Below are 22,937 nucleotides of genomic sequence, written 5' to 3' on the forward strand. Positions count from 1 at the left end.
GATCGACGAGGCGAATATTAGAGGGTCATGTATCGCGATGCCTTGATCGAGATTAAATCCGCAGAGAATTGGCGACGTAATCGTCGCTTATCTGAACCAAGGCCGCGACTGTCAGATGTCGATATCCAGAGCAAGCGCATGGATACGGGGGACTATATCCCCCAATGCCGTATGTACTGCGCGATGGCGGGCAACGCGGGATTGCCCCTCGAAAGCCGCAGAACGAATAAGGACGTTGAAATGACTCTCACCGCCCTCCTGATATCCAGCGTGACCACGATGGCTCTCGCTGTCGTCAACCACCTCCAGCTCACGCGGGTTAAATGCTGCCTGCAATCGTTCACGGATTTCGTCGGTCACGCTCATTTTTATGCTCAACGGCAAATAAATTGCCGTCCCCCTCTTCTACTTTCGGCTGCTTAGATTAAACTGCTGCCTCCGAGTCGAAAAGATGCCTTCGTGAGGTTGTGCAGATGGTAAAGTCAGATCCCTTCGGATTCGATATGTCCGTGTCGAGCGCTAAGAAAAAGAAGCCGCGCGGCCGTCGGGGTATGTCAGGTGCGTCCGAAACTTCGGTGCGAATCTGTGATCATGAGGGCTGTGAAGAACCCGGTAAGTTTCGCGCGCCCAAAGCTCCGGACGTGCTGGATGATTTTTTCTGGTTCTGCCAGCAACATGTGCGCGAATATAACCAGAAATGGAATTTCTTCGACGGCACCACCGAGGCCGAACTAAACGCGCAGCGTTCGAAGGACAAAGTGTGGGAGCGTGAGACCAAACCGATGGGCGATCCCGAGGCCCGTGCCTGGGCACGTCTGGGGATCGAGGACCCGCATCAGGTTCTAGGCGAAAACGCCACCAAAAACCCCGGCCGCGCCAATTCCGGCGGTCGACGCCTGCCACCGACCGAGCGCCGCGCGATTGAGATCCTCGAAGCGCAAGATAGCTGGTCGAAGGCAGAGATTCGCAAAGCCTACAAGAAGCTGATCAAGGTGCTGCACCCGGATATGAACGGTGGTGACCGATCTCAGGAAGAGCAGTTGCAAGAGGTCGTCTGGGCCTGGGATCAGATCAAGGACAGCCGCAGCTTCAAGTAGTATCCAACGGATACGGGTCAGCGGCGTTCCGTCTCACGAATAGTGCTTGTTGCGGGACATCTTTCCGATTCCCGGGTTCATACTGTTCGTGGGATCGATCGACTTGTAGAAAGCTGCCAGATCGGGTTTGGCTGCATAGAGATGGCCAACATTATGTTCGGCCGGGTATTCAGCGCCGCGTTTGTCCAGCAACTTTAGCATTGCGGCCTTCAACGCGTTCGGGTCTGCGTCTTTCTTGACGATGTAATCCTGATGCAGAACATGACACATGAAGTGGCCATAGTAGAGTTTGCCGACCAGTTGATCCGCGATCTCAGCTGGCAAGTCTTCGAACCAGTTGACGTCATTGCGGCGCAGCGCGATATCTAGGGCGATGATATCTTCCACTTCGGCTGCATGAACCTTCATATAACGAATGGCTGCACCTGCGGCAGCAAAACGATGTAGCCCAGCGATTTTTGCCTCACGCAGGTCGCATTCAAAGAAATCCAGCTTGTCTTCGGCAGTCATGTCATTGAGTAGATCGCGCGCTTCATCGATACCGCCATCGCGCATTTTGAGTATCAGGTGATGCGGATACCGATCCCGATAGGCCCGCATCCGGCGCGGCAGGATATCGGGCCAAAGTCGCATCGCGAACTGCATGAAACGATCGGTAAAATTGCCGAGAACCGGAATGCCTTCCAAACGCGCGTCCACCGCGCCCTTCAGCGCAAAGAAAGTGGGCAAACGGTCGGTTCCCAACTTGTCAATCATCACCATGGTGTCTTTGCCATAGCGGTCAGAGATATCGAATACCTCCTCATGCATGTATTCAGCGCTGACCGGCAGGGTTTTGAAGTCGGACAGGATGCGACGGCGCAATTCCGTGAATGCCTCGGTGTCGTGCGCCCCGACGTAGAAAGTACGTTCTGCTTCGTTCTTGGCATATGTATCCAGCCGAACCGCAAAAACCGCCAGTTTACCCGCGCAGCCCGCTGCTTCGTATAGACGCGACTTATCAGCGTTAAAGCGTGCTGGCGTTTCAGCATCCACATTACGCACCCGACGGGCGTAATCGGTGTCAGAGGCTTTGCGATTGTCGGTGTCGATATCAGTTGCTGAGAAATCACCGTTCTGCAGCCGGGTCAGGATTTCTTCGGGTGTATCACCCAATTGCATGCCTAGATGATTGACCAACTCAAGCTCGCCGTCCTGAGTGATCCGCGCGTACAGTGACAGCTCGGTATAGGAGGGGCCGCGCTCGACCAGCGAACCGCCCGAGTTGTTGCACACCCCGCCAACGACTGAGGCACCGATGCACGAAGATCCGATCACCGAATGCGGCTGGCGGCCAATCGGGTCCAGCAGCTTTTCCAGCGCAAACAGTGTGCTGCCCGGAAAGCTGATGACCTGCTTGCCATCATTGATCAGATGCAGATCGTCCATCCGCCGCGTGTTGATCAACACTACATCACGATCGTAGCTACCCTTGGGCGTAGACCCTTCGGTCAGGCCGGTATTGGCGGCTTGCATGATGACAATTTTGTCAGCGGCAACACAGGCCTGCAGCACCTGCCATTGTTCCAGCAGCGTAGCGGGCTGAACCACCGCGAGCGCGTCCCCTTCACCCGATCTGAACCCCCGGCGAAAGCGGCGGGTGCTGCGCGACGAAGTCAAAACGCGCCGCCGCCCACAAATGGCCTGAAGACGCTTGATCAGATCGGCATCGTTCATCCCGCTACCCTCCGTTAATACGCGACCGAGGGCAACCACGTGGCCAGTTGTGGCCACAAGAAGACAAAGAACAGGCCGGTCAGCTGCAGTATCACGAATGGGATAATCCCTTTGTAGATGTCAGTCAGCTTGATCTCGGGCGGGCAGACCCCTTTCAGATAGAAAAGCGCAAATCCAACCGGAGGTGTCAGGAAAGAGGTCTGCAACGTCACCGCCACAAGGATTACGAACCACACCAGCGCAGGTTCATCGATGACACCGAAGCCGTCGATATCCAGACCCAGCCCGTTCACGATGGGGCGCATCAAGGGCAGAACGATGAGCGTGATCTCGATCCAGTCCAGCACGAAGCCCAGCAGGAAGACGATGAACAGGATCATGAAGACAGTGCCATTTGGGCCGAGCCCGGTACCGTGGATCATATCTTCGATCAGCGCGTCGCCGCCCAGTTCGCGCAAGACATAGGAGAACACCGTCGCACCAAGGAAGATCGCGAAGATATAGGCGGTGGTGTTGAACGTTGCTTTCAGCACATTCACCAGCTTGGCCAGCGTCAGCTTGCGATATCCCAGCGCCAGCAGAGTGGCTCCCAACGCGCCCACGCCCGAGGCTTCGGTCGGTGTGGTCAAACCCGCGAAGATCGAGCCCAGCACGGCGAGGATCAGGGCCAGCGTCGGCAAGACTGCAATCAGCACGTCCTTGACTGCGTTCCAGTCAGGACGGGTTGCGCCTTCGGGTACTGGGGCCACGTCGCGTTTGATCAGGGCGATGACAAAAATATAGGTCAGGTAGAGCGCGCCAATGATCACGCCGGGGAACACTGCAGCCATAAATAGGTCGCCGACCGATAGCGCCATCTGGTCCGCCATGATGACAAGCATGATCGACGGCGGGATGAGGATGCCCAGCGTGCCCGAAGCGCTGACCACACCGGCGGCCAATGAGGGGCTGTATTTCTGCTCCATCATCGACGGCAGCGAAAGCACGCCCAACAGAACCACAGACGCCCCAATGATCCCGGTCGAGGCGGCCAGAATGATGCCGATCATCGTTACCGTGATCGCCAGCCCGCCACGCACCGTGCCGAACAGGCGCTGCATCGAGGACATCAAACGCTCGGCCACACCGGATTCGTCCAACATCAGGCCCATGAAGATGAACATTGGCAGCGCCACCAGAACCGCGTTTGACATGGTGGCATAGACACGGTTCACCACCGCGCCCAGCGTCAGATAGTCCAGACCGGTCAGCGTTTCCTCAAGCCTGGTCCAGTTCATCAGGCCGTTGTCGAACAGATAGGCCAGACCGCAATAGGCAACGCCAACCCCGGCCAGTGTCCACGCCACCGGGAACCCGGTGAAAAGCAGCGCGATGAAGGTCAGGAACATGGCGATGACCAGTTTTTCCTCGGTTGTTTCAACGAGGAAGGTCAGCGCGGTCGCCACCAGAGCAAAGCACACCAGCGCCCAGACGATCAGACGCAGGCCCTTGCCCTGCCGTTCCTCGTCGAGATTGACGAACAGGGCGTGCACATCGTGGATCAGCCGTGCCGCCGCAGCCAATGCCAGCAATACAAAACTGGCCGGGATCACACCTTTCAAAGCCCAACGCGCGGGCAGGCCGGTGGGGCTGTCCGAGGATTCGTTGACCCTCCAGCTTTCGTAGAAATAGTCATACCCCTGATCGATCATCAGATAGATGAACGGCACGAGCAGGGTGAAAATTCCGATGATCTCGATAATCCGCCGCGCACGCTGGCTGAGTTGCATATGCAGCAAGTCCACTCGCACATGGCTGTCGGTGACCAGCGCATACGAGATGCCGACCATCGTCACCAACCCGTAGAAATGCCACTGGATCTCGTCTAGTTTGGGATAGTTCTGGTTCAGTAGATAGCGCATCGCCACCTGTGAAACGATGGCCCCAACCAGCAACAGGTTGGCCCACATGACCACATGACCTACCGCTTTGACGCCGTTGTCGATCGCTACTGCCAGCTTTTGACGATCGGGCTCACCATGCTCAAGGATACTCTCATAGACTTCAATTGGGTCGTCCTGATGACGCTGTGTCTCGGCCATGGTCTCCTCCTCAAGAGTTTGGCAGTGGGGACGTGAATGCGCCCGGGTCGTTGGGGAAAATAAAGAAAATCAGAAGGGTCCGAGGGCGGCGGAAGGAAGCCGCCCCCGGATAATCGCAAGTGGCAAATTTACTTGCGGGGGAGGAATGCGTTCTCTTTCCAGACCGCATAACCGTCACGGAATTCGTTCATGTCGGCCAGAACCTTGGCAAAGAATTCGTCGTTGGCGGCCTGTTCTGCGGCAACCTCTTCCCAGGTCGCGCGGAAGGTTGACAGCATCTCGTCGTTCCACTGCTTGATCTGAACACCATTGTTTTCAACGTTGTCCAGCAGCGCAGCGTGTTGGATCGCCTCACCTTCGGCAAAGCTGTCAGCCATCGAAGCCTTACAGGCATTTTCGATGATCGCTTTGTGCTGATCGCTGGCTTCGTTCCAGACGTCCTTGTTGATCATCAGTTCAAACACCGTCGCTTGCTGGTGCCAGCCGGGGAAATAGTTGTACTTGACCAACTTGTGGAAACCGAGGCGTGCGTCGATGGCAGGCATCGAGAATTCGGTCGCGTCGATCGCGCCTTTTTCCAGCGCCGGGAAGATTTCACCTCCGGGCAGGAGCGAGGTGGCCACACCCAGCTTCTGCATCACTTCGCCACCCAGACCGAAAAAGCGCATTTTCAGGCCGTTCAGGTCTTCGGGGCTGTTGATCTCATTCGCAAACCAGCCCGAGGTTTCGGGGGCGATGATTGCGCAGGGAATGACATGGACGTTGAAGCCTGCCTGATCATACATCTCCTGATACAGGTTCATGCCGTTGCCATAGTACAGCCACGCCATGTATTCGCCCGCCTCGGGGCCAAACGGAACGGCCGAGAACAACGGTGCAGCCGGGATCTTACCCGCCCAGTAGCCGGCGGTGGTATAGCCCGAATTGATCTTGCCTGAAGACACCGCATCCAGAATTTCAAACGGCGGGACCAGCTTGCCCGGTTCGTAAACCTTCATCTTCAGCGTGCCGCCGGACATCAGGTCCAGCTGTTCGGCCACGCGCGGGATCGGCGAGCCGAGGCCCGGTAGAGCGGTTGAAAACGCGATTGGGGTTTTTAGCAGCATCTTATCCGCCGCGTGGGCAACCGGGGCTGCCAGCAGCGAGGCCGCAACGGCAAGCGATGTCAGGGTGGTCTTCATGGGTTCTCCTCCAAGGTAAAGATCAGCCGGTGGTCTGGCTGTCACTCTCGCCGCGAGCACGGCTTAAGTGGTAAATATTGTTTACCTTGTTATTCAGTCAACAATTTAATTTACCAATTTGGCTACGCCGTGGTGATGTGGCTCATAACCAAGATTGACCTTTCATAACCCGGAGTTTTCGAATAATTTTGTGACACTCAATAAAAACAAACGCTTATATGCGCGGCGAGCATCCGTATTTTTGGGTAGTTTTTCTTGCAATGCCGAAAGCTAGTGGTAAATATTATAAACAACCTCGACGATCTTTAATCTAACTACCGGACAGGAATTATGAGCACGAACAGCCTCTTTGATCCCGTTGGTCACGAATCAATTGCCGATGCGGTCGTCGCACAAATCGAGACAATGATTGTTGATGGAATCCTGAAAGAGGGTCGCAAAATCCCGTCTGAACGGGAGCTTGCGGAAGCCCTAGGCGTTTCACGCCCCAAGCTGCGCGAAGCACTCCAAATCCTCGAAAATCGCGGCTTGGTGACCGTGCGACATGGCGAGGGCACCTTTATCGCCCCACTGACCGGTCGTGCCATGTCGCCCGCCCTTCTGTCTCTCTATGCCCGGCACGGCAGTGCTTTCTACGATTATCTTGAATACCGGCGCGAGCAAGAGGCCTTTGCCAGCCGCCTCGCCGCACAGCGCGCCACACAGTCCGACAAGGAACGGATCGCAGAAATCATCGATGAAATGCAGCGAGCCTGGGAGAATGACGATCAGGATGCCAGTGAAGAGGCTGATTTTCGACTGCACGCCGCCGTTGTCGATGCGAGCCAAAACACGACCCTTATCCACATGATGGCATCCATCTATGACCTCACGCGCCAAGGCGTGTTCTACAACCGCCGCTTCCTGCGCTCGATGGACGGCACGGGTGAAGCGTTGCTTGAGCAGCACAAGGCAATCGCGCAGGCCATCATCGACGGCGACCCGGACCGCGCAGAAACCGCCGCACGCACGCATATGGATTTCGTCGAGGATTCATTTCGCGTAGGACAAGAACAACAAGCTCGCGAGATCCGCGCAGCAAAACGGCGGCAGTTTTCGGATTGAGGTCAAAAACAGAGGCGTATTTTTTTGTTCTACGGAAAAGTCTCCCGCACGACGTACTAAGTCTTGGCTTTGCCTTTCTCGACCGGTTCTCGCCTCAGGCACTTTTCCAAGTCTACTTCCAATGCACTGAGGTTTATGTCTCCAGCTCGCAGAGCGTCCACCTCATTGGCTCCTTGCCTCGTCAAACCAAGGTTTTTGAGCAACGTGTTCCAATCCGGTACGTCCCGCTTCAATCCCGCGCGCAGCAAAACCTCAATTTTTCGAATGTACCAAAGGGTCAGAGAAGACACACGAATGTCGGGTGGAGTGTCCACAGGTACATGGGCGGCAATCGCAGCGCTTGCGCACGCCATTGACTCGGATGCCACGTAGAAAGCCTGCGCCGCGCTGTTAGGGTTTACGTATTTAACGCCTTCATTGATCAAAGCTCCACCGGCCAAGACCAAGGCCAGGTCTTTCCCTGAGATCGAGGCCGCACTTCCAAGCGCGGCACCGCCTGCTACAGTGATCAGTGCCGCCGCTGTCAGGTCCCGATTGCGCGCTGCTTCGTCGCCCAGCCTTTTGTAGGCATCTGAAAGTTGCAGCGCATAATACGACGTACGAATAGGACCGCGTTCAAGCAACAGGCTTGTGGACTGAAATGTTTTTGGTGCCGTTTCAAACGCACCCCCGATCCCTACAGCGTGCTGGATAACGTCTCCCGATGTATTCGACAGCACGGTTTGCTCGGCATTAAAGGCCCTGTTCTCGTAGGCACAACCGGTGATCAAAGTCAGCGGCACCAAGGCCGGAATCAGGCGATTGAAAACGGACTTCATCAAATTTCCCCATGAAAACGCGCAATTGAATAAGTGAAACTATACAATCACAGGGTGTTTCAGGCAAATTCGGCCGCACATGTCATCGCCAACTCACAATGCCACAACCCGTTTCAAACACCCGGCGCGACGCGCATGGATGGCTTATAAATCCCGAATCCAGAATTGAAGCGGCTTTTGGGTTTCGCAATCGTCGCCTCGATCCTTCCACGAGAATTGCGCCACGACGCCAGGAAGCGGCGCATAACCCCGCGCGCGCCAGAAGGCATCCAACGGGCGGTAATGATCTGGTCGCATGGGGTGGTCGTCAGGGCGTACTACACTGCAGAAGGCGCTTTTGGTGAATCCCATCGCATGGGCGTGGGCTTCGCGCAGATCAAAGAACGTATGGCCTGCGCCCTGTCCGCGATACTCCGGCAGCAGAACCGATTCTGCGCAATAGAAGATGTCGCCCAGCGACAGGCCCGAGCCTTCGAACGCGGCCGCGAAATCGTCGGCGTGATCCGTCAAGGGCGCACCCGTCGAAGCACCTACCAAAGTATCACCGTCGAACGCTCCGACAACGATGGCCCTGGCGCTATCGACGTAAGACTGCAGGTATTTCCGCTCATACTTCAGATCGCCATCATAGAGATATGGCCAGGCGTGAAATACGTCGATCCGCAGACGCGCGACTTCATCCAACGCGTCGACCAATGTCGATCCGGTCATTGCGCGGACCTGCGAAATCTCAGCCATTCGAGACCTGTTTGGTCCAGTCCGCAAGGTTGTAGAACGTGGTCACGCGGGTGATCTTCCCGTCGTTAAGGTCAAAAAACGAACCCGCAGGCAAGCGGTAGGTCTGCCCATACGCTTCTGGCAGACCTTCATCAGTTTCCAGATAGGTTCCGTTGACGATGAACTCAGCCGCAGCACGGGTACCGCCTTCGGCCTCGAAGATCACGATATCCGTCAGGTTCTCGCGGTAACAGCGGTTCATATGCGCGCAGAAGGCGGCAAATTTCTCTTTGCCGACGCGAATCTGACCTTCGTTGACATGATGGGCCACGTCATCCGACAGGCAGGCCAGCATGCCATCTACATCACCGGCATTGAAGGCATCAAAATAAGTTTTCACGGTCGGGTTCATGGTCACTCCGTCGGTTCGCCCCAGCGGTCTTTCAGATGCGCGATGATCTGATCGCGGGTTTGTCGATAATGACGTAGCTTGTCCTCACGGGTTTCACCTAGTCCGGTAGGGTCCATAATTGGCCAATAATCGACATCCAGGTGAAAAAACCGCGTCAGTTCCAGCGCCTTTCGCTGACTGGCGGGTGACAGGGCCACGATCAGATCAAATGAACTGAGGTCATCGCCCCATTGCTCCATTTCGTCAAAAGAACGCGAGCGGTGACGGGACAGCTCAACGCCAATCTCCTGACAGGCTGCGATGCAGAACCCATCGATCTCAAGATCGTTATGCACGCCAGCAGATTGCACATAGGTGCCGGTGCCGTAAAACTTCTTCATGATGCCTTCGGCCATGGGTGACCGAACCGAATTGTGGTCGCAACAGAACAGAATGGACTGCGGCAGAGGCGTCACCCGTTAGCCTCCAAAATGAAGGACGCAGATGAGCGTAAAGAGGCGGCGGGCAGTATCAGTATCAACCTCAGCTTTGCCTTCCAGCCTTTCCTGTAACACGCGGCTGCCTTCGTTGTGGATGCCGCGCCGAGCCATATCGATCGTTTCGATCTGGCTGGGCGGCAGTGTTTTCACCGCATCGAAATAGCTCTCGCAGATCTGAAAATAGTCTTTTACGACCTGCCGGAATGGACCAAGCGACAGATGAAACTCAGCCGCCTTCTCGCTGGCTTCGGTGGCGATATCGAAAACCAGTCGCTTATCACGGATTGATAGCTGCACATGGTAGGGCCCGTCGGGGATCATCCGATCGTCGCGTGCTGGCAGCGTGAACGAGTTATCTTCAAGCAAATCATATATGGCGACCTTCCGCTCCTGCTCGATCTCCGGTGTCGGCGGGGGCAGATTTCGGTCGTCCAGTTCGATATGCGAAATACGGGTCATCTTAACGGTCACAATCCTTGCGTCTGCACAGACCTATAACAACGATTTTCATTGAGCAACGTACAGAAGCGCCATGCGCGCCAAGTCATTGCGTCACTTCAGCCATTCAGCCGGATAAGGCGCACCGAAACGGACAGGCCATGCGCTTCGAGGCTTTCGGATTGCGCAAGCGTTTCAGCCGCCGGGCCGATGGCGCGCAAAGCTTCGGGTGTCATCTGGCTGAGCGTTGTGCGTTTGAGAAAATCCATCACGCTAAGGCCAGACGAAAAGCGCGCCGAACGCGCTGTGGGCAGCACGTGATTGGGGCCGCCGACATAATCGCCAATGGCTTCGGGCGTGTACTGGCCAAGGAAAATGGCACCGGCATGGATCGTTTGCTGGCTTAACGCCACCGGGTCGGCCACGCAGAGTTCCAGATGTTCGGGCGCGATGCGGTTGGACAACGCGGCAGCCTCGTCCAGATCGCGCGCAGTGATTACGGCACCAAAGTCGCGCCAGCTGGCCTGGGCGATGGCGCGGCGTTGCAGGGTCTCAAGACGTTTTTCCACCGCTTGCGTCACGGCTTGACCAAATTCTGCGTCATCCGTGATCAAAATGGATTGGGCGCTTTCGTCATGCTCGGCCTGGCTGAGCAGGTCCAGCGCGATCCAGTCGGGGTCGTTGTCCTTGTCTGCAATGACCAGAATTTCCGAGGGGCCCGCGATCATGTCGATGCCGACTTTGCCGAATACACGGCGTTTCGCGGCGGCCACGAAGGCGTTGCCCGGGCCGGTGATCTTGTCCACCGGCGCAATCGTATCGGTGCCATAGGCCAAAGCGGCAATCGCCTGCGCACCGCCGATGCGGTAAATCTCATCCACACCAGATAATTGCGCTGCCAACAGGACCAACGGGTTTGCCTGACCCTCAGGTGTGGGGACGACAATGGCCAACCGGTCTACGCCCGCCACCTTCGCAGGTATTGCGTTCATAAGAACCGACGACGGGTATGAAGCCAATCCGCCCGGCACATAAAGCCCCGCGGCCGACACCGCCGACCAGCGCCAGCCGAGTGTTGCGCCTGCCTCATCGGTCCACTGATGATCCTCGGGCATCTGCTTTTCGTGATATGCACGAATGCGTTCTGCAGCCAGTTCCAACGCGGCGCGGTCCTGGGGCGTGACCTGCGCGACGGCCTCGGCGATCTCATTGGATGAAAAGGCCATGGTCTCGGGCGTCAGCTCCAGCCGGTCGAATTTCGCGGTAAGTTCGATCACCGAAGCATCACCACGGGTCCGCACATCATCGATGATCTGCGCCACAACCGCATCCACGTCGGGGCTGTCCTCGCGCTTGGCGGACAACAGCGCCTGAAATGCAGGTTCGAAATCGGCGGAGGTCGTATCGAGGAAAGCGGGCATGTGAGAGACTCCGGAAGCGTTTCAACGGGTCTTATCGCCCGGGCCGGGTGGCCTCAACCCTTAGGCCACTGGTTGCAGCGATTTGCGCATCGGGAATTGGGGGATGCCGTGCCATTCCGTCGGGTCGCCGACATCATGCCAGCCGTGCGCCAGATAGAACGAATGTGCCGTTTTGGTCGCGTGCAGATGCGCCTCAGAGGCGCCACGTGCTTGCAGTTCCTCTTCCAACCGGTGCAGCAGCGCTGCTCCGAGCCCGCGCCCTGCGTGATCGGGATCGACATAGAGCAGAGATATCTCACCCTCGCCACTTATACCGCCCACGGCAGTAACCACTCCCACTTGCGTAGCGACCCAAAGGATTGCTCCACTATCGATCCAGTTTCGGACCGAAGCCGGATCCTTATTGGCAGACCAGCGGGAAAGGTTTTCGGGATTATCCAGATGATCCGCCCGACAGAGGTCACGGATCGATCGGATCAGAACACGGCTGATGTCGAATACATCAAACACGGTTGCCCGCCGCACCGCGATGCCGCGTGGCGGATTCGGGAAGGCCTGAGCGATGCCACGTTTATTCTTCACTCGGGGTGATGGGGCGCTTGTCCAGAAGGCGCCTTGTAGGGACGCGTCACATCCTTGAGCGTTGCATCGATGGCCTCAACCGACAGGCGGATCGCGCCGTCGCCTGCCAAGGTCAACAGGATTTGCCCCGCACCATCCTCGCTTGGCTCGAATTCGACCGAGAGCAGAGACAGGATCATGTCCTTGTCGCTGCGGTCGATGCCCTGACTGGCTACCGACAGAACCGAGCCGAACATCAAAACGGCCTGCACCCGCTCGTAGGCGCGACCGCGCCGGGCAGCGGCATCCTTGTCTTCCCAGCGAAAGCGATTGAGCAGCAGCGCAAAGCGGCGCTGGCCGGGTTGCCATGTCATCTCGGTCACCGGGAAAACCGCATCCTGCGTCAGGGTCGCAATCACCTGCAGGTCATCGGCATCCTCGGCTCCAAGGTTCAGCGGTGCCTCGCGGCCATCTTTGAAACTTGCGTCTGTCATTGACCCTTAATCCGTTCGATCTTTGCGCCCACGCCTTCCAGCTTGCGCACCACATGTTCATATCCGCGGTCCAAATGATAGACCCGGCTGACAACCGTCTCACCTTCCGCCGCCATTCCGGCAAGGATCAGCGAGACCGAGGCCCTCAGGTCTGTCGCCATCACCGGAGCACCTTTCAATCGTTCGACCCCGGTTACGGTGGCTGTGCCGCCATGTACCTCGATATTCGCGCCCATGCGCACCAGTTCGGGCGCATGCATAAAGCGATTCTCGAAAATACGCTCTTCAAGCACGGACACACCTTCGGCAGTGCACATCAGGGCCATCATCTGAGCCTGCAGATCGGTCGGGAAGCCGGGGAAGGGTTCGGTGACCACATCGACCGAGGTCACACGCCCGTTCTTACGAGAAACTTTTAGCCCCTTGTCGGTTTCGGAAACACTGATCCCCGCCGCATCCAGCTTGGCAGCGAAGGATTCGACCAGCGACATGCGCCCGCCCAGCAGCTCAACCTCGCCTCCGCAGATCGCCGGGGCCAGCATATAAGTGCCCAGCTCAATCCGGTCGGTCACCACCTGATGGGTCGCGCCGTGCAGACGATCGACACCCTGAATTTCGATGGTCGAGGTCCCCTCACCCGAAATCTGAGCGCCCATCTTGCGCAAGCATTCGACCAGATCGACAATCTCGGGCTCGCGCGCGGCGTTTTTCAGCACCGTGGTGCCCTTGGCCAGCGTGGCGGCCATGACGATGTTCTCGGTCGCGCCAACCGAGGCAAAGCGCATCTCATGCACAGCGCCTTTCAGCCCGCCCGACGCCTTCGCGTGCAGATAGCCATCTCTAAGCTCGATCTCGGCGCCCAGCGCCTCAAGCCCTTCGACATGCAAATCCATCGGGCGCGCGCCAATGGCACATCCACCAGGTAGCGACACCACGGCCTGCCCCAGCCGCGCCAGCATCGGCCCCAACACCAGGTTCGAAGCGCGCATTTTTCGCACGATGTCATAATCCGCCGTGTGGCTGTTCAGGTCATGGCTGGACATCGCAATGACCTGACCATCCTGCAGCGAAGACACCTCGGCCCCCAGCGACCGCAGCAGCGCCGTCATGGTCTTGATGTCACTCAAACGCGGCGCATTGGTCAACGTCAGCGGTTCTTCGCTGAGCAAGGTCGCGGGCATCAGCGTCAGACATGCATTCTTGGCCCCCGCAATGGGAATCTGCCCGTTCAGCGGGCCATTGCCCGTTACCAGAATCGAATCCATTTGCTCTTATCCCTCGTCCTTGCCGGCTTTGTCCCCGGAGGTGGCTCGCGCCTTGGCCTGAGCCTTTCGTCGCGCCACATTCGCTTTTAGCGCCGCCTTTAGACGGTCTTCGCGCGTTTCCTCGGACTTGCCGTGTTTTTTAGGTGAATTTTTGTCTGCCATTGCCTTTCTCTACAGGAGTAGAAAAAAACCGTCCAGACACCCTTGCGCCGCGTTTCGTTTGAGTCTAATCACCCGCCCACAGCGCTGCTGTAGCTCAGAGGTAGAGCACTCCCTTGGTAAGGGAGAGGTCGAGAGTTCAATTCTCTCCAGCAGCACCATGATTTCCTTATTTTCATCAGAAACTTACGATAAAACAGCGGCTTGCGCTTGCAGTCTCCTACATAGGAGTTCTACACAGTGACGCTTATCATGCCTACACCAGGCAAAGACAAAAACAGCGGAATATACTACATCAGGGTGCGAGTTCCGGCGGACCTTAAGGGAATCTTCGACCGTGCCGAGGTGTCAAAGTCACTCCGCACCAGAGACTCTGCAGAGGCCAAAGAGAGATTTGCGGCTGAATACGCCAAAATCCAAAAGCAGTGGGCGTGCCCGCGGTCAAAGCCTGAAACCCTCCCTTTGAAAAAGATCGTTGCTCTTTCTGGTCGCGTGTATTTCCGCCTGATGGAAATGCTAGATAGTGAACCGGGTGAACCTGAGATATGGAACCGTGTACTGCACCTGAGCCAACAAGCGGAAGCTACCGAAGGCGGCATTAAAAAATGGTACGGAGATGTCGCTGACGAGATACTGGCGGAAGAAGGTATTGCTGTAGACGAACCGACGCGTGCGCGATTACAACGTGAAGTCCACAGGTCTTGGATGCAGGCGGCTAGCCAGCAGTTGAAGAGAACGGAAGGCGATTTCACCCCGGACCCTCAGGTCATGCGTTTCCCCGAATGGGAACCCGAAGGCGTATTAAAAAAGGCGGCAGAAGGCCCAGCACTCACCCATCTCACGGAGCGGTGACAGAAAGACCACCTGAGCTACGGGAATGTATGCAACGATTGAGACTTCGCTCATAAGAAAGACACGTTGGCTGCCTATCCGGAGCACGAGGATATCTCTCGAGTAAGGCCTAAGGACATTGCAGATTAGTGTGACTACCTTCGAGACGAAAAAGGATTGAAGCTACCGATGGACGATCAATAAGCGCCCTTTAGGTACCGACGAGGTGCAGTTCTATCTTTGCACTAATGCATGCCGCTGCCGCCTCATGGAACTAAAGCGGTACGTCCACATGGGTGATGACGTGGTGGACGATTATGACGACTTTGAACCAGCTGCGGAATGGCCAGAGCCTGGGCTGAGATCTCCCGTCAAGGTGCCAGACCGGTCTATTTCAATGTGATCCCTACGGGACCTTTTGGTCACCATCGAGACGGGTGGCTCTGACGTGCAATGCTCCTCACGTTAGGCAAAGTGGTACCTCTTTCCCTGCCAGAACTTCAATCTGTCGCAATTTCGTGACTGCCTCCCCGGGCTTCGATCGCCTGTCTGCCATGTGCCTCCTCCGGTTTCCTAAACATAGTGGAGGACCAGTCCAACGGAAGAAAACCAAATCACTAGAGCCCGCGAGCCAGTTCCAATCAGATTGCATCGAAGACCGATCTGCAAAACACGTTAAAAATCTCTCGGAACTGTCTCTAGCTACTTTTCAAAAGCCCTAGTGTGTAGTACCGGTCCCTCTCGAGCTCTCAACCAGCCTTAACCACCCGCAATTGAAGAAAATGGTACTTTTCTCTAAACACTCGTCTGAAGACCGAAAGTTGATTTCTCTGCAATGAATAATCGCAAAAGACTCCTGGGTATTTTCTTAAGCGCATTCATATTAGTTGTAGCGCTATCGATTTTTACGCTGGATACAGTTTTCAGCGCTAGAAATGAATTTCGCCCCGTTGAGTTGGACTACATCAGAACAGCCTTTCTGGCCTGTTCTTCCGCCCTTATTGCAATGGTTGTCGTTGCAAATTTGTTGCCTTCAAAGCTTGCAATAGCGGCCCGAGCTCTGACGGGTGTGCTTTTCGCTGCCGCTGTTTTTTCGATTAATTGGTCGATGGTCGAAGCATTCGTATTGCTTCCGATGATAGCAATGGCTGGCCTTTGCCTCCTTGCGATCTATTTGACTTACATCGTTCTGAGCTTGGGTGTTCGGGGCCGGGCAATAGTTGCTGTAATCGTGGCTGTGATTTTCATCCTTGTCCCTGGGCGGGACATGCTGGATGCGAATGAAGAGGCTGAAAACACAGAGTTTCCAGGCATCGAAGATATCACGTTTGATACAAAACCAAATGTCTATCTTATCTCGTTTGACTCAATTCACCCCAAAAGCCTGACATCTCGCTACATGGGCATTGAAGAGACAGCTTTCCACGAACCAGTTTATACCAGAATGGACAGGTTCGAGAATCTGTTTTCGGTCCGTGTCCCCACAAAATATGCGATGAATCTAATGCTACGGATGGAGGTTGATGAATTTGATCGCGGCAAACGTAAAAGTTTTGAACTCTACACGGGTAAGTACGACGGTCGACTAAACGCAATTTTCCGCAACAATGGTTACGAAATCAACACGGCCTATGCCGGAAAATACTTTGGGACCGAACAGGGCAGCTATGTGGATCGGTATCATATTCCGTCGCGAACAGCGGGCGCGTGCGAATTCAATGATAGCAAGTTTCGACAGGTGTCGTTGTTTGGTCTCTGCCGATTCATCGACAAAAACAAGTCCGATACAAAGGTCGACAAAGCAGCACATGTACTTGATTTCGTGTCTTATCTGTCACGTCAAAAGGAGCCGCAATTCTTGCTCGCTTCGATCTACTCCCCCGGCCACACGGGCAAGGACTTTTTCATCGAGGATGAAGATGCCGACGCCGCATTTGATGACTTCTATATGGAACGCTCTAAGGAAGCACAGCAAACCATGAAACGGCTGCTGGATCAACTTGAACGGGAAGACCCGACAGCGATTCTGTACATTTTTGGAGATCACGGCCCATGGAGGAGCCGCGGAACTTGGGAGACCCGTTTTGCGAAAGACCCAGAGTTCTTTGTACATGATCGTTTTGGGATATTAGGGGGCGTTTTTCCGAAGGGGCGTTGTAAAACCTATGTGGACCTGAGAAATGAGCAGACGTATACGACGAGCGTTCAAGGTGCGGAAGCAATCTTAAAGTGCCTGACCGAGGGTCGCTATCAGGAACTGGATCAAGTCTATAGAATCAACCAAAGCGTTGACGGCGTAAGTGATAAATTCGAGGACTATGTATATGAATAGCCGCAAGAAATTGGCATTGCTCATCATTGCCGCTGCCATTGTGCACCCATCCGTTGCTCTGGCATACGTGGATCCAGGTTCGGGGAGCGTCATTGTAACCACAATTCTCGGGTTCTTCGCAGCGATTGCTTACACGTTCCGCAAGTACTTCTATAAGCTGAAGCGAAAGATATTTGGCACAAAAAGCGATGAAGAAGACAGTCGAGCGCTCGATGACTAAGGCAAATAGTGGCTCCTTTCGTGACCCCAGCAGCCGTGTATATACAATTGACTTACCCGAAAATGGCAGTTCTGCGATTTTTCGAGGCGTCGACAATAAAACGCTTGAGAACTTCAAAAAGCTCCAGACTGAGCCCTTCTACCAACAACTTGAGATCGAAAAGCGCGTTGTAAAAACCAAGCTTTGCGCGCCTGACGATCCTGTTGCAAAGGAAATCCTAGAAGCCGGATGGGCAGGTGTGATGCAGCATGAGCCTGTCTCGATCGTTTCTTACTCTTACGAATGGTCGTTCGCCATGCTAAGACGAGCGGCTCTATTGCATCTGCGTATCTTGACCGACGCGCTGGAAGCTGGGTGGACCATTAAGGACTCAACACCTTTTAACATCCAGTTTGAAGGTACGGCACCAGTCTTTATTGACATCCCATCGTTTGTGCCTTGGCAGGAAGGCGAACCCTGGTTGGCATACCGACAGTTTTGTTGCTGTTTTCTGACGCCGTTGATGATGCGTAGTCATCTGGGCATCAATCACCTTCCATTATTACGGTCCTACTTGGACGGTATACCTCCGGTTGAGGCTGCGAACTTTTTCAGAGGTTTCTCCCGTTTCAAGCGCGGTGTCGCTAGCCACATCTTGCTACCTGCTCGCGTAGAAAAGCGGATTGAGGCGCGTGAACGCGATGCCGTTCCCGCTCAGGACCGAAGTCAGCGCAAAGTCAGTCGAAAATACGTACTGGCACTTGTTGAAAGTGTAACGCGACTGGTCAAGTCGCTCTCTGTGAACATCGAGCACACGGACTGGTCGGAATACGACAAAACCCACACTTACGATGACGAGGAACTCCAAGCGAAAAAAGGTTTCGTACAAAAGTTCGTACAAGAAAAGAAACCTTATTGCCTAATGGATATCGGCTGCAACACAGGCACTTTTTCAAAAATTGCTGCGGAACATGCAGACTTGGTCATTGCAGCTGATGGCGACCACGATGCGGTCCAGAAACTGTTTATGCATGAATCCAGTCACTCGGTGCACAACAACATCTTGCCGTTAGTGCTGGATTTGTCCAACGTCTCCCCCAATCAGGGATGGGCAGGCAAGGAACGCTCTTCATTCGACAGTCGCGCCAATCCAGATGCAATTCTGGTTCTGGCCCTTGTCCACCACATTCGGATTTCTGCCAATATCCCGATGGCATTATTCCTAGACTGGTTGCGGTCTTTCAATTGCGACATCGTTATTGAGTTCGTTAATCGGCACGACGAGATGGTCGTCAAATTGCTGCAGAACAAAACGGAACAGTATCTGGATTACGACCGCGTGGCCTTCGAGCACGAGCTAAAAGAGCGCTTTAAAGTGCGTACTTCCAAAGACCTCAAAGGCGGTAAGCGCGTGATTTACCATATTGAGCCACAGTGATAGGGGATGTTGTTTATACGGTCCTGTTGCCGGTTATATATCCGATGGACTTGCTGTTCGATTTGATGTGGACTGCAACGAATTCTGCTGGGCTATCGATAATTCTGCTTGCAATGGTGATCTCGATTTTGACCATCCCGCTTAAGAAGTGGGCGAAAAAGTCCGAGGATAAATTTCTCGCGGTCAAGCAGTTGGTCGACATCGATATCGCAAAGCAAGCTGCTGGACTAAAAGGCGAAAAACGATTCGAAGTAGTTGAAAAAGTTTATGAAAAACACGGCTATCATCCAATCAAATCGATCGTCGCCGGAACATCGTTCGTTGTTATGCTTCCATTTCTGATTTCGGCGATCTTTATTTTTGGAGGCTCGGATGAATTGAAAGGCGTTAGCTTTTTGTTAATTAGTGATCTTTCGGAACAAGATCATCTGTTTTTTGGATTAAATTTACTCCCTATCTTAATGTTGCTCCTTGGAATTAGCGAGGCCCTATTGCGCTGGCATAACCAAAAGGATCAATTGATCCGTTACTTAATCGTGTCGGTTGTTCTTTTTGCGTTGGTCTATTCACTTGCATCTGCACTAATACTCTACTGGATTAGCATGAACATTTGTGCCGGGATCATCTTTTTTGCGGCGAGAAGCCAGAATCCTCGTTAGAGGTGAACTTTCGGTTGGCGACAACCTGTGTCTCGCGCCAGATTGCCTCTCCCGTTTTAGGAGACAGCTCCAGTGTCGTCCGGCAGCGAATTCACGGTTACAGGAAGCAGCTATTATTTAGCTGACCAATAAAGTTCGCTGTAGAAACGGTGGCGAAATGATGTTTGGTGCGTATCTGAGAATCTGCAAAGTTTGTAGAGTAACTTTGCTCTGAGCTGAAGGCTGCCCGGTGCATTCACGATATCCTGACTAAATGCGAGGACGCGTAGGTGCAAGTGTTCGGCTATCGAGAAGCTTGCGAAGGATATTCCTTCAACAATTGCCGAAGTTACATTGTAGCTTATGTTAGTCATGATATTGGCCAATACGCCTCCGCAGGACCGCCACACATAGCTGCTCTACGTATGGTTTTATATCATTAAATCAATGTATTGGCACTCCCTCATCCAAATTCAATTCCCTCCGGGCACACCATCTTCATGTCCGACATAAAGCTTCGAATGGTGCACGATCACGTGGCGTCTCTGCCACTGGAATTTTCATTGAATTGAGTTGAAGTTGACGCGCGCAAAAGCGCCTGACGACAGCGGGCGGTTGCATCACAACCGCCCGTGCCTAGGTTTATTCCGCAGGTGCTGTGGTCTGCTTTTGCCTCAGACCATCGCGATAAAGCGCCTTGGCAAGCGCTATACACATCAGGCCCATGACCATCGTAAAGGGTAGCGCACCGATGATCATCGCATTTCGCAAGGCGTCCATCGGATTGTTTTCACCCGCAGCGAGGATCAGAGCGCCAATCACCGCTGTCAGGATAAGGCCCCAGACGATCTTGTGCTTGTTGCCGATGTTCTGATCTCCGCCAGACATGATGGTGTTCATCACCAGAATGCCCGAGTCCGCCGAGGTGACCAGGAAGGTCATGATCAGGACGACGCACATCACGGTGATGCCAGACAACAGCCCACCGGTGATCATCTCTTGCAAGGTGACAAACAGCTTGGCGGTGTTCGACGCCCCGATGATCGCGCCTTCGGCGGTGCCATTCAGTTCTAGATCGATCGCGGTGCCACCCAGAATGGTCATCCACGCAAAGCAGACCAGCGCAGGGGCAAAGACACAACCGATGATGAACTCACGCACAGAGCGTCCCTTGGAAATGCGCGCCAGGAACAGGCCGACGAAAGGCGAAAACGCGATCCACCAGGCCCAGTAGAACGTGGTCCAGCCCGCTTGCCAGCCAAACTGCCGACCCGGATCACCTGCAGCGTAGACCGAAGCCAGAACAGATTCCGGCAGCGAGGCGGCGTCGCCTTCTAGGCCAGATTTGAACCCGTCAAACGATCCCCAAGGATTGGTCGCACCGGCGTAAAGCGCATCGGCAAACGGCGCTGCTTCACTCGGCAGGGCGGCATCAAACGCCGCCGCCGATTGCGGATTGAAAGCACCAAAGCTGAGCGAAATGAAGTGCTGGATGTAATCGACAAATGCAGTTGCGTAAGTCGTCATCGCGAACAGGAACGACCCAAAGACAACAAAGACCAGCAACAGGATCAGCGACAACACCAGGTTCAGGTTAGACAGGTACTTGACGCCACGACCAACACCAGAGACAGCCGAGATGATCGAGAGGCCCATGATCACGATGAGGCCAGCCAGCAGACCAACAGTGCTGGGGGCCGGTGCGTCACCGGTCAGATCCATCATCCATTCCATACCCGAAATGGCGTAAAGGCCGTCGATGAACTGCGAAACCCCGTACCCGATGGTAACTGAAACACCCAAAATGGTTGCCACCACGCCCAGTACATCCACGACGTGGCCCAGGAAGCCGTTCATCAGCTTGCCGAACAGAGGTGTCAGCGCGGTGCGAATAGTCAGGGGCATGTTGCGCGTGTAGGCGTAATACGCCAGCGACAGGCCGGTCACCACATAGATCGCCCAGGCGTGAAACCCGTAATGCAGGAAAGTGTAGCGATATCCCGACTGCAATGCGTCTTCGCTATTGCCGACGACATCGCCCGCGATGACAACCGGGTTCGATCCCCACAGCCCTAAAGGCTCAGCGGTAGCGAACACCATGAGACCGACGCCCAAGCCCGCGCCAAACATCATCGAAAACCATGAGAAATCCGAGAATTCTGGTTTTTCGCCCTCTGGGCCCATAAGCCGCTTACCGGTTTGCGGCAGCGCCGCCACGACAAACAGGAAAAAGACAAAAAAGCCGACAATAATGATATAGAAGGCGTTGAAATCTTCTAGCAGACGCGAGTTCAGGCTTCCAAGAACTCCGTTTGCATTTGCGGGCCAGACAAGCGCCCAGATAACCAGCGCGACCATGATTGACTTGCTCAGCAAGGCAATCTCAACACTGTGCCCTTCATAAAACCCGCCCGAAGATCGCTTGATCTCCAGATCGGTAAAAGGTTCCTTCATAGACATGTGTTTCCTCCCTATTCGCACGTGTCCTGATTTCCAGAAAGATCTTCATGAGCGTCCCGGAGCTTCGCCATCGAGCCCTACGTCAGCAGAGCTTCTATTTTGTCGAGGGTCGCTACACTGACAGCCACACCATCGTTCTTGGCCACCAAACGCTTTGCCTGGCGGCCGTCACCGGGCAAATGTGCGCCGTTCTGAGATCGGATCGCTTCGACAAGATCGACAATTCTGGAAGAAAATGCGTCATCCGCAGTCGCAGAAGCGTCAATTGCAATAAAGAACTGGCCTGTTTTCGGAGGCCCACCGGCGGTTCCCGAAAAAGGTGAGGCGTGTATCCCAAGCGTGGCACCGGTCAGCGCTGCAGCCAAAACCTCGGTCATCAGGGCAACGCCAACCCCCTTGTACCCACCCGATGGGGCCATGGAACCCTTAAGCCCAACATTCGGGTCGGTCGTAGGGTTGCCATCTGCGTCCAACGCCCAGCCAACCGGGATTGGTTTGCCTTCGCGTGCGTGTTTCATGACCTCGCTTTTTGCGATGGTGCTGGCACTTTGATCGATCAGTAATGCGGGTTGGCCATCGTTTCCGGGGACTGCGATTGAGAACGGATTGGTCCCGACCACGGGCTTGGCACCCCCGGACGGCGCGATGGAGGCGGGCGCGTTGGTGAACCCAAGTCCCACAAAACCAGCCTGCGCCAGCCGGTAGGTGTGATACCCCAGAACGCCGCAGTTATAGCTGTTGCGGATCGCTAGCACCGCAACGCCCTGCGTGCGCGCCGCAGCGATCAATGCCTCGAACCCCGCGTCGATCGCCGTGTGGGCGAACCCGGTCGCGGCGTCGACCGTCACTACGCCGGGGCGCGGCTGGGACAGCTGAGGGGTGGCCTGCCCATCTACCTTGCCGCACTGAACATGTTCGCAATAGATCGGGATATAGGCCAGACCATGGCTCGCTACCCCGTCCGCCTCGGTTGCGGCGGTTGCAATTGCCAATGGACGCGCGTTTTCTTCGCTGGTGCCCGCGGACACCAACGCACGGAAAGAAAGATCCTCGATTTCAGCAAGGCTAAGGGTACGGGTTTCGATCATGTCGGTCT

The 22,937-nt window shown here is 55.1% G+C and carries 23 protein-coding genes and 1 tRNA gene; 8 read left to right on the forward strand and 16 right to left on the reverse strand.

What is annotated here, in order from left to right; all coding sequences use genetic code 11:
• Positions 1-111: 111 nt before the first annotated feature.
• Positions 112-366: a BolA family protein gene (locus ACR0BT_RS18060; RefSeq protein WP_170425697.1), complete on the reverse strand. Its 255-nt coding sequence runs from the start codon at positions 364-366 to the stop codon at positions 112-114.
• Positions 367-473: 107 nt separating this feature from the next.
• On the opposite strand from ACR0BT_RS18060, the gene ACR0BT_RS18065 reads away from it, so the two are divergent.
• On the forward strand, positions 474-1,097 hold the full coding sequence (locus ACR0BT_RS18065; protein WP_170398478.1) for a DnaJ domain-containing protein: 624 nt from the start codon (positions 474-476) through the stop codon (positions 1,095-1,097).
• A 33-nt stretch (positions 1,098-1,130) separates the two neighbouring features.
• Here ACR0BT_RS18065 and dld read toward each other — a convergent pair whose 3' ends face one another.
• From dld to ACR0BT_RS18080, 3 genes are all read right to left on the reverse strand, one after another.
• On the reverse strand, positions 1,131-2,813 hold the full coding sequence (dld, locus tag ACR0BT_RS18070; RefSeq protein WP_480563077.1) for a D-lactate dehydrogenase: 1,683 nt from the start codon (positions 2,811-2,813) through the stop codon (positions 1,131-1,133).
• 14 nt (positions 2,814-2,827) lie between these two features.
• The gene (locus ACR0BT_RS18075; protein ID WP_480763768.1) at positions 2,828-4,894 is read right to left on the reverse strand and encodes a TRAP transporter large permease subunit; all 2,067 of its coding nucleotides are present in this window, start codon (positions 4,892-4,894) and stop codon (positions 2,828-2,830) included.
• Positions 4,895-5,022: 128 nt separating this feature from the next.
• The gene (locus ACR0BT_RS18080; RefSeq protein ID WP_170513809.1) at positions 5,023-6,075 is read right to left on the reverse strand and encodes a TRAP transporter substrate-binding protein; all 1,053 of its coding nucleotides are present in this window, start codon (positions 6,073-6,075) and stop codon (positions 5,023-5,025) included.
• A gap of 330 nt (positions 6,076-6,405) precedes the next feature.
• Here ACR0BT_RS18080 and ACR0BT_RS18085 point away from each other — a divergent pair, with 330 nt between their 5' ends.
• Positions 6,406-7,179, forward strand: coding sequence for a FadR/GntR family transcriptional regulator (locus ACR0BT_RS18085; protein ID WP_223117410.1), 774 nt, complete (start codon positions 6,406-6,408; stop codon positions 7,177-7,179).
• A 56-nt stretch (positions 7,180-7,235) separates the two neighbouring features.
• Here ACR0BT_RS18085 and ACR0BT_RS18090 read toward each other — a convergent pair whose 3' ends face one another.
• From ACR0BT_RS18090 to ACR0BT_RS18135, 10 genes are all read right to left on the reverse strand, one after another.
• Complete coding sequence (locus tag ACR0BT_RS18090) at positions 7,236-7,997, reverse strand: hypothetical protein (RefSeq protein WP_170513804.1); 762 nt, start codon at positions 7,995-7,997, stop codon at positions 7,236-7,238.
• A gap of 144 nt (positions 7,998-8,141) precedes the next feature.
• Entirely contained in the window at positions 8,142-8,735 is a 594-nt protein-coding gene (locus ACR0BT_RS18095; RefSeq protein ID WP_170648417.1) for a GNAT family N-acetyltransferase, read from the reverse strand.
• A complete protein-coding gene (locus ACR0BT_RS18100) occupies positions 8,728-9,126 on the reverse strand; it encodes a ketosteroid isomerase-related protein (protein ID WP_170398462.1) in 399 nt (132 codons plus the stop codon). Before ACR0BT_RS18100 ends, ACR0BT_RS18095 begins: the two co-directional genes overlap by 8 nt.
• Positions 9,127-9,128: 2 nt before the next feature.
• Positions 9,129-9,581 (reverse strand): arsenate-mycothiol transferase ArsC, encoded by a 453-nt coding sequence (locus tag ACR0BT_RS18105; RefSeq protein WP_170398460.1) that lies wholly within the window; start codon positions 9,579-9,581, stop codon positions 9,129-9,131.
• Between the two features lie 3 nt (positions 9,582-9,584).
• Positions 9,585-10,064, reverse strand: coding sequence for a UPF0262 family protein (locus ACR0BT_RS18110; RefSeq protein WP_170398457.1), 480 nt, complete (start codon positions 10,062-10,064; stop codon positions 9,585-9,587).
• Positions 10,065-10,162: 98 nt separating this feature from the next.
• Positions 10,163-11,464, reverse strand: a complete 1,302-nt coding sequence (gene hisD / locus ACR0BT_RS18115) for a histidinol dehydrogenase (protein ID WP_480763770.1) — start codon at positions 11,462-11,464, stop codon at positions 10,163-10,165.
• Between the two features lie 60 nt (positions 11,465-11,524).
• Positions 11,525-12,046: a GNAT family N-acetyltransferase gene (locus ACR0BT_RS18120; protein ID WP_170613241.1), complete on the reverse strand. Its 522-nt coding sequence runs from the start codon at positions 12,044-12,046 to the stop codon at positions 11,525-11,527.
• The gene (locus tag ACR0BT_RS18125; protein ID WP_170408222.1) at positions 12,043-12,519 is read right to left on the reverse strand and encodes a DUF2948 family protein; all 477 of its coding nucleotides are present in this window, start codon (positions 12,517-12,519) and stop codon (positions 12,043-12,045) included. The genes ACR0BT_RS18120 and ACR0BT_RS18125 overlap by 4 nt, the downstream gene beginning before the upstream one ends.
• The gene (murA, locus tag ACR0BT_RS18130) at positions 12,516-13,784 is read right to left on the reverse strand and encodes a UDP-N-acetylglucosamine 1-carboxyvinyltransferase (RefSeq protein WP_480588246.1); all 1,269 of its coding nucleotides are present in this window, start codon (positions 13,782-13,784) and stop codon (positions 12,516-12,518) included. The genes ACR0BT_RS18125 and murA overlap by 4 nt, the downstream gene beginning before the upstream one ends.
• Positions 13,785-13,790: 6 nt before the next feature.
• Positions 13,791-13,946 (reverse strand): hypothetical protein, encoded by a 156-nt coding sequence (locus ACR0BT_RS18135; RefSeq protein ID WP_480763771.1) that lies wholly within the window; start codon positions 13,944-13,946, stop codon positions 13,791-13,793.
• Between the two features lie 83 nt (positions 13,947-14,029).
• On the opposite strand from ACR0BT_RS18135, the gene ACR0BT_RS18140 reads away from it, so the two are divergent.
• From ACR0BT_RS18140 to ACR0BT_RS18165, 6 genes are all read left to right on the forward strand, one after another.
• Positions 14,030-14,104, forward strand: a tRNA-Thr gene (locus ACR0BT_RS18140).
• A gap of 79 nt (positions 14,105-14,183) precedes the next feature.
• Positions 14,184-14,795 (forward strand): DUF6538 domain-containing protein, encoded by a 612-nt coding sequence (locus ACR0BT_RS18145; RefSeq protein ID WP_170625443.1) that lies wholly within the window; start codon positions 14,184-14,186, stop codon positions 14,793-14,795.
• A gap of 814 nt (positions 14,796-15,609) precedes the next feature.
• Complete coding sequence (locus ACR0BT_RS18150) at positions 15,610-17,106, forward strand: alkaline phosphatase family protein (RefSeq protein WP_170625442.1); 1,497 nt, start codon at positions 15,610-15,612, stop codon at positions 17,104-17,106.
• A complete protein-coding gene (locus tag ACR0BT_RS18155) occupies positions 17,099-17,326 on the forward strand; it encodes a hypothetical protein (RefSeq protein WP_170398438.1) in 228 nt (75 codons plus the stop codon). The genes ACR0BT_RS18150 and ACR0BT_RS18155 overlap by 8 nt, the downstream gene beginning before the upstream one ends.
• Positions 17,295-18,743 carry a class I SAM-dependent methyltransferase gene (locus ACR0BT_RS18160; RefSeq protein WP_480763772.1) on the forward strand — a complete coding sequence of 483 codons (1,449 nt, stop codon included), beginning with the start codon at positions 17,295-17,297 and terminating at the stop codon, positions 18,741-18,743. The genes ACR0BT_RS18155 and ACR0BT_RS18160 overlap by 32 nt, the downstream gene beginning before the upstream one ends.
• 44 nt (positions 18,744-18,787) lie before the next feature.
• Positions 18,788-19,402, forward strand: coding sequence for a YidC/Oxa1 family membrane protein insertase (locus ACR0BT_RS18165; protein ID WP_170398434.1), 615 nt, complete (start codon positions 18,788-18,790; stop codon positions 19,400-19,402).
• A 621-nt stretch (positions 19,403-20,023) separates the two neighbouring features.
• Here ACR0BT_RS18165 and ACR0BT_RS18170 read toward each other — a convergent pair.
• Positions 20,024-21,841, reverse strand: a complete 1,818-nt coding sequence (locus ACR0BT_RS18170) for a BCCT family transporter (protein WP_480615910.1) — start codon at positions 21,839-21,841, stop codon at positions 20,024-20,026.
• 77 nt (positions 21,842-21,918) lie between these two features.
• The gene (locus ACR0BT_RS18175; protein WP_170566737.1) at positions 21,919-22,929 is read right to left on the reverse strand and encodes an Ldh family oxidoreductase; all 1,011 of its coding nucleotides are present in this window, start codon (positions 22,927-22,929) and stop codon (positions 21,919-21,921) included.
• Positions 22,930-22,937 lie beyond the last annotated feature (8 nt).

Source organism: Ruegeria sp. CJ6, assembly GCF_056536665.1.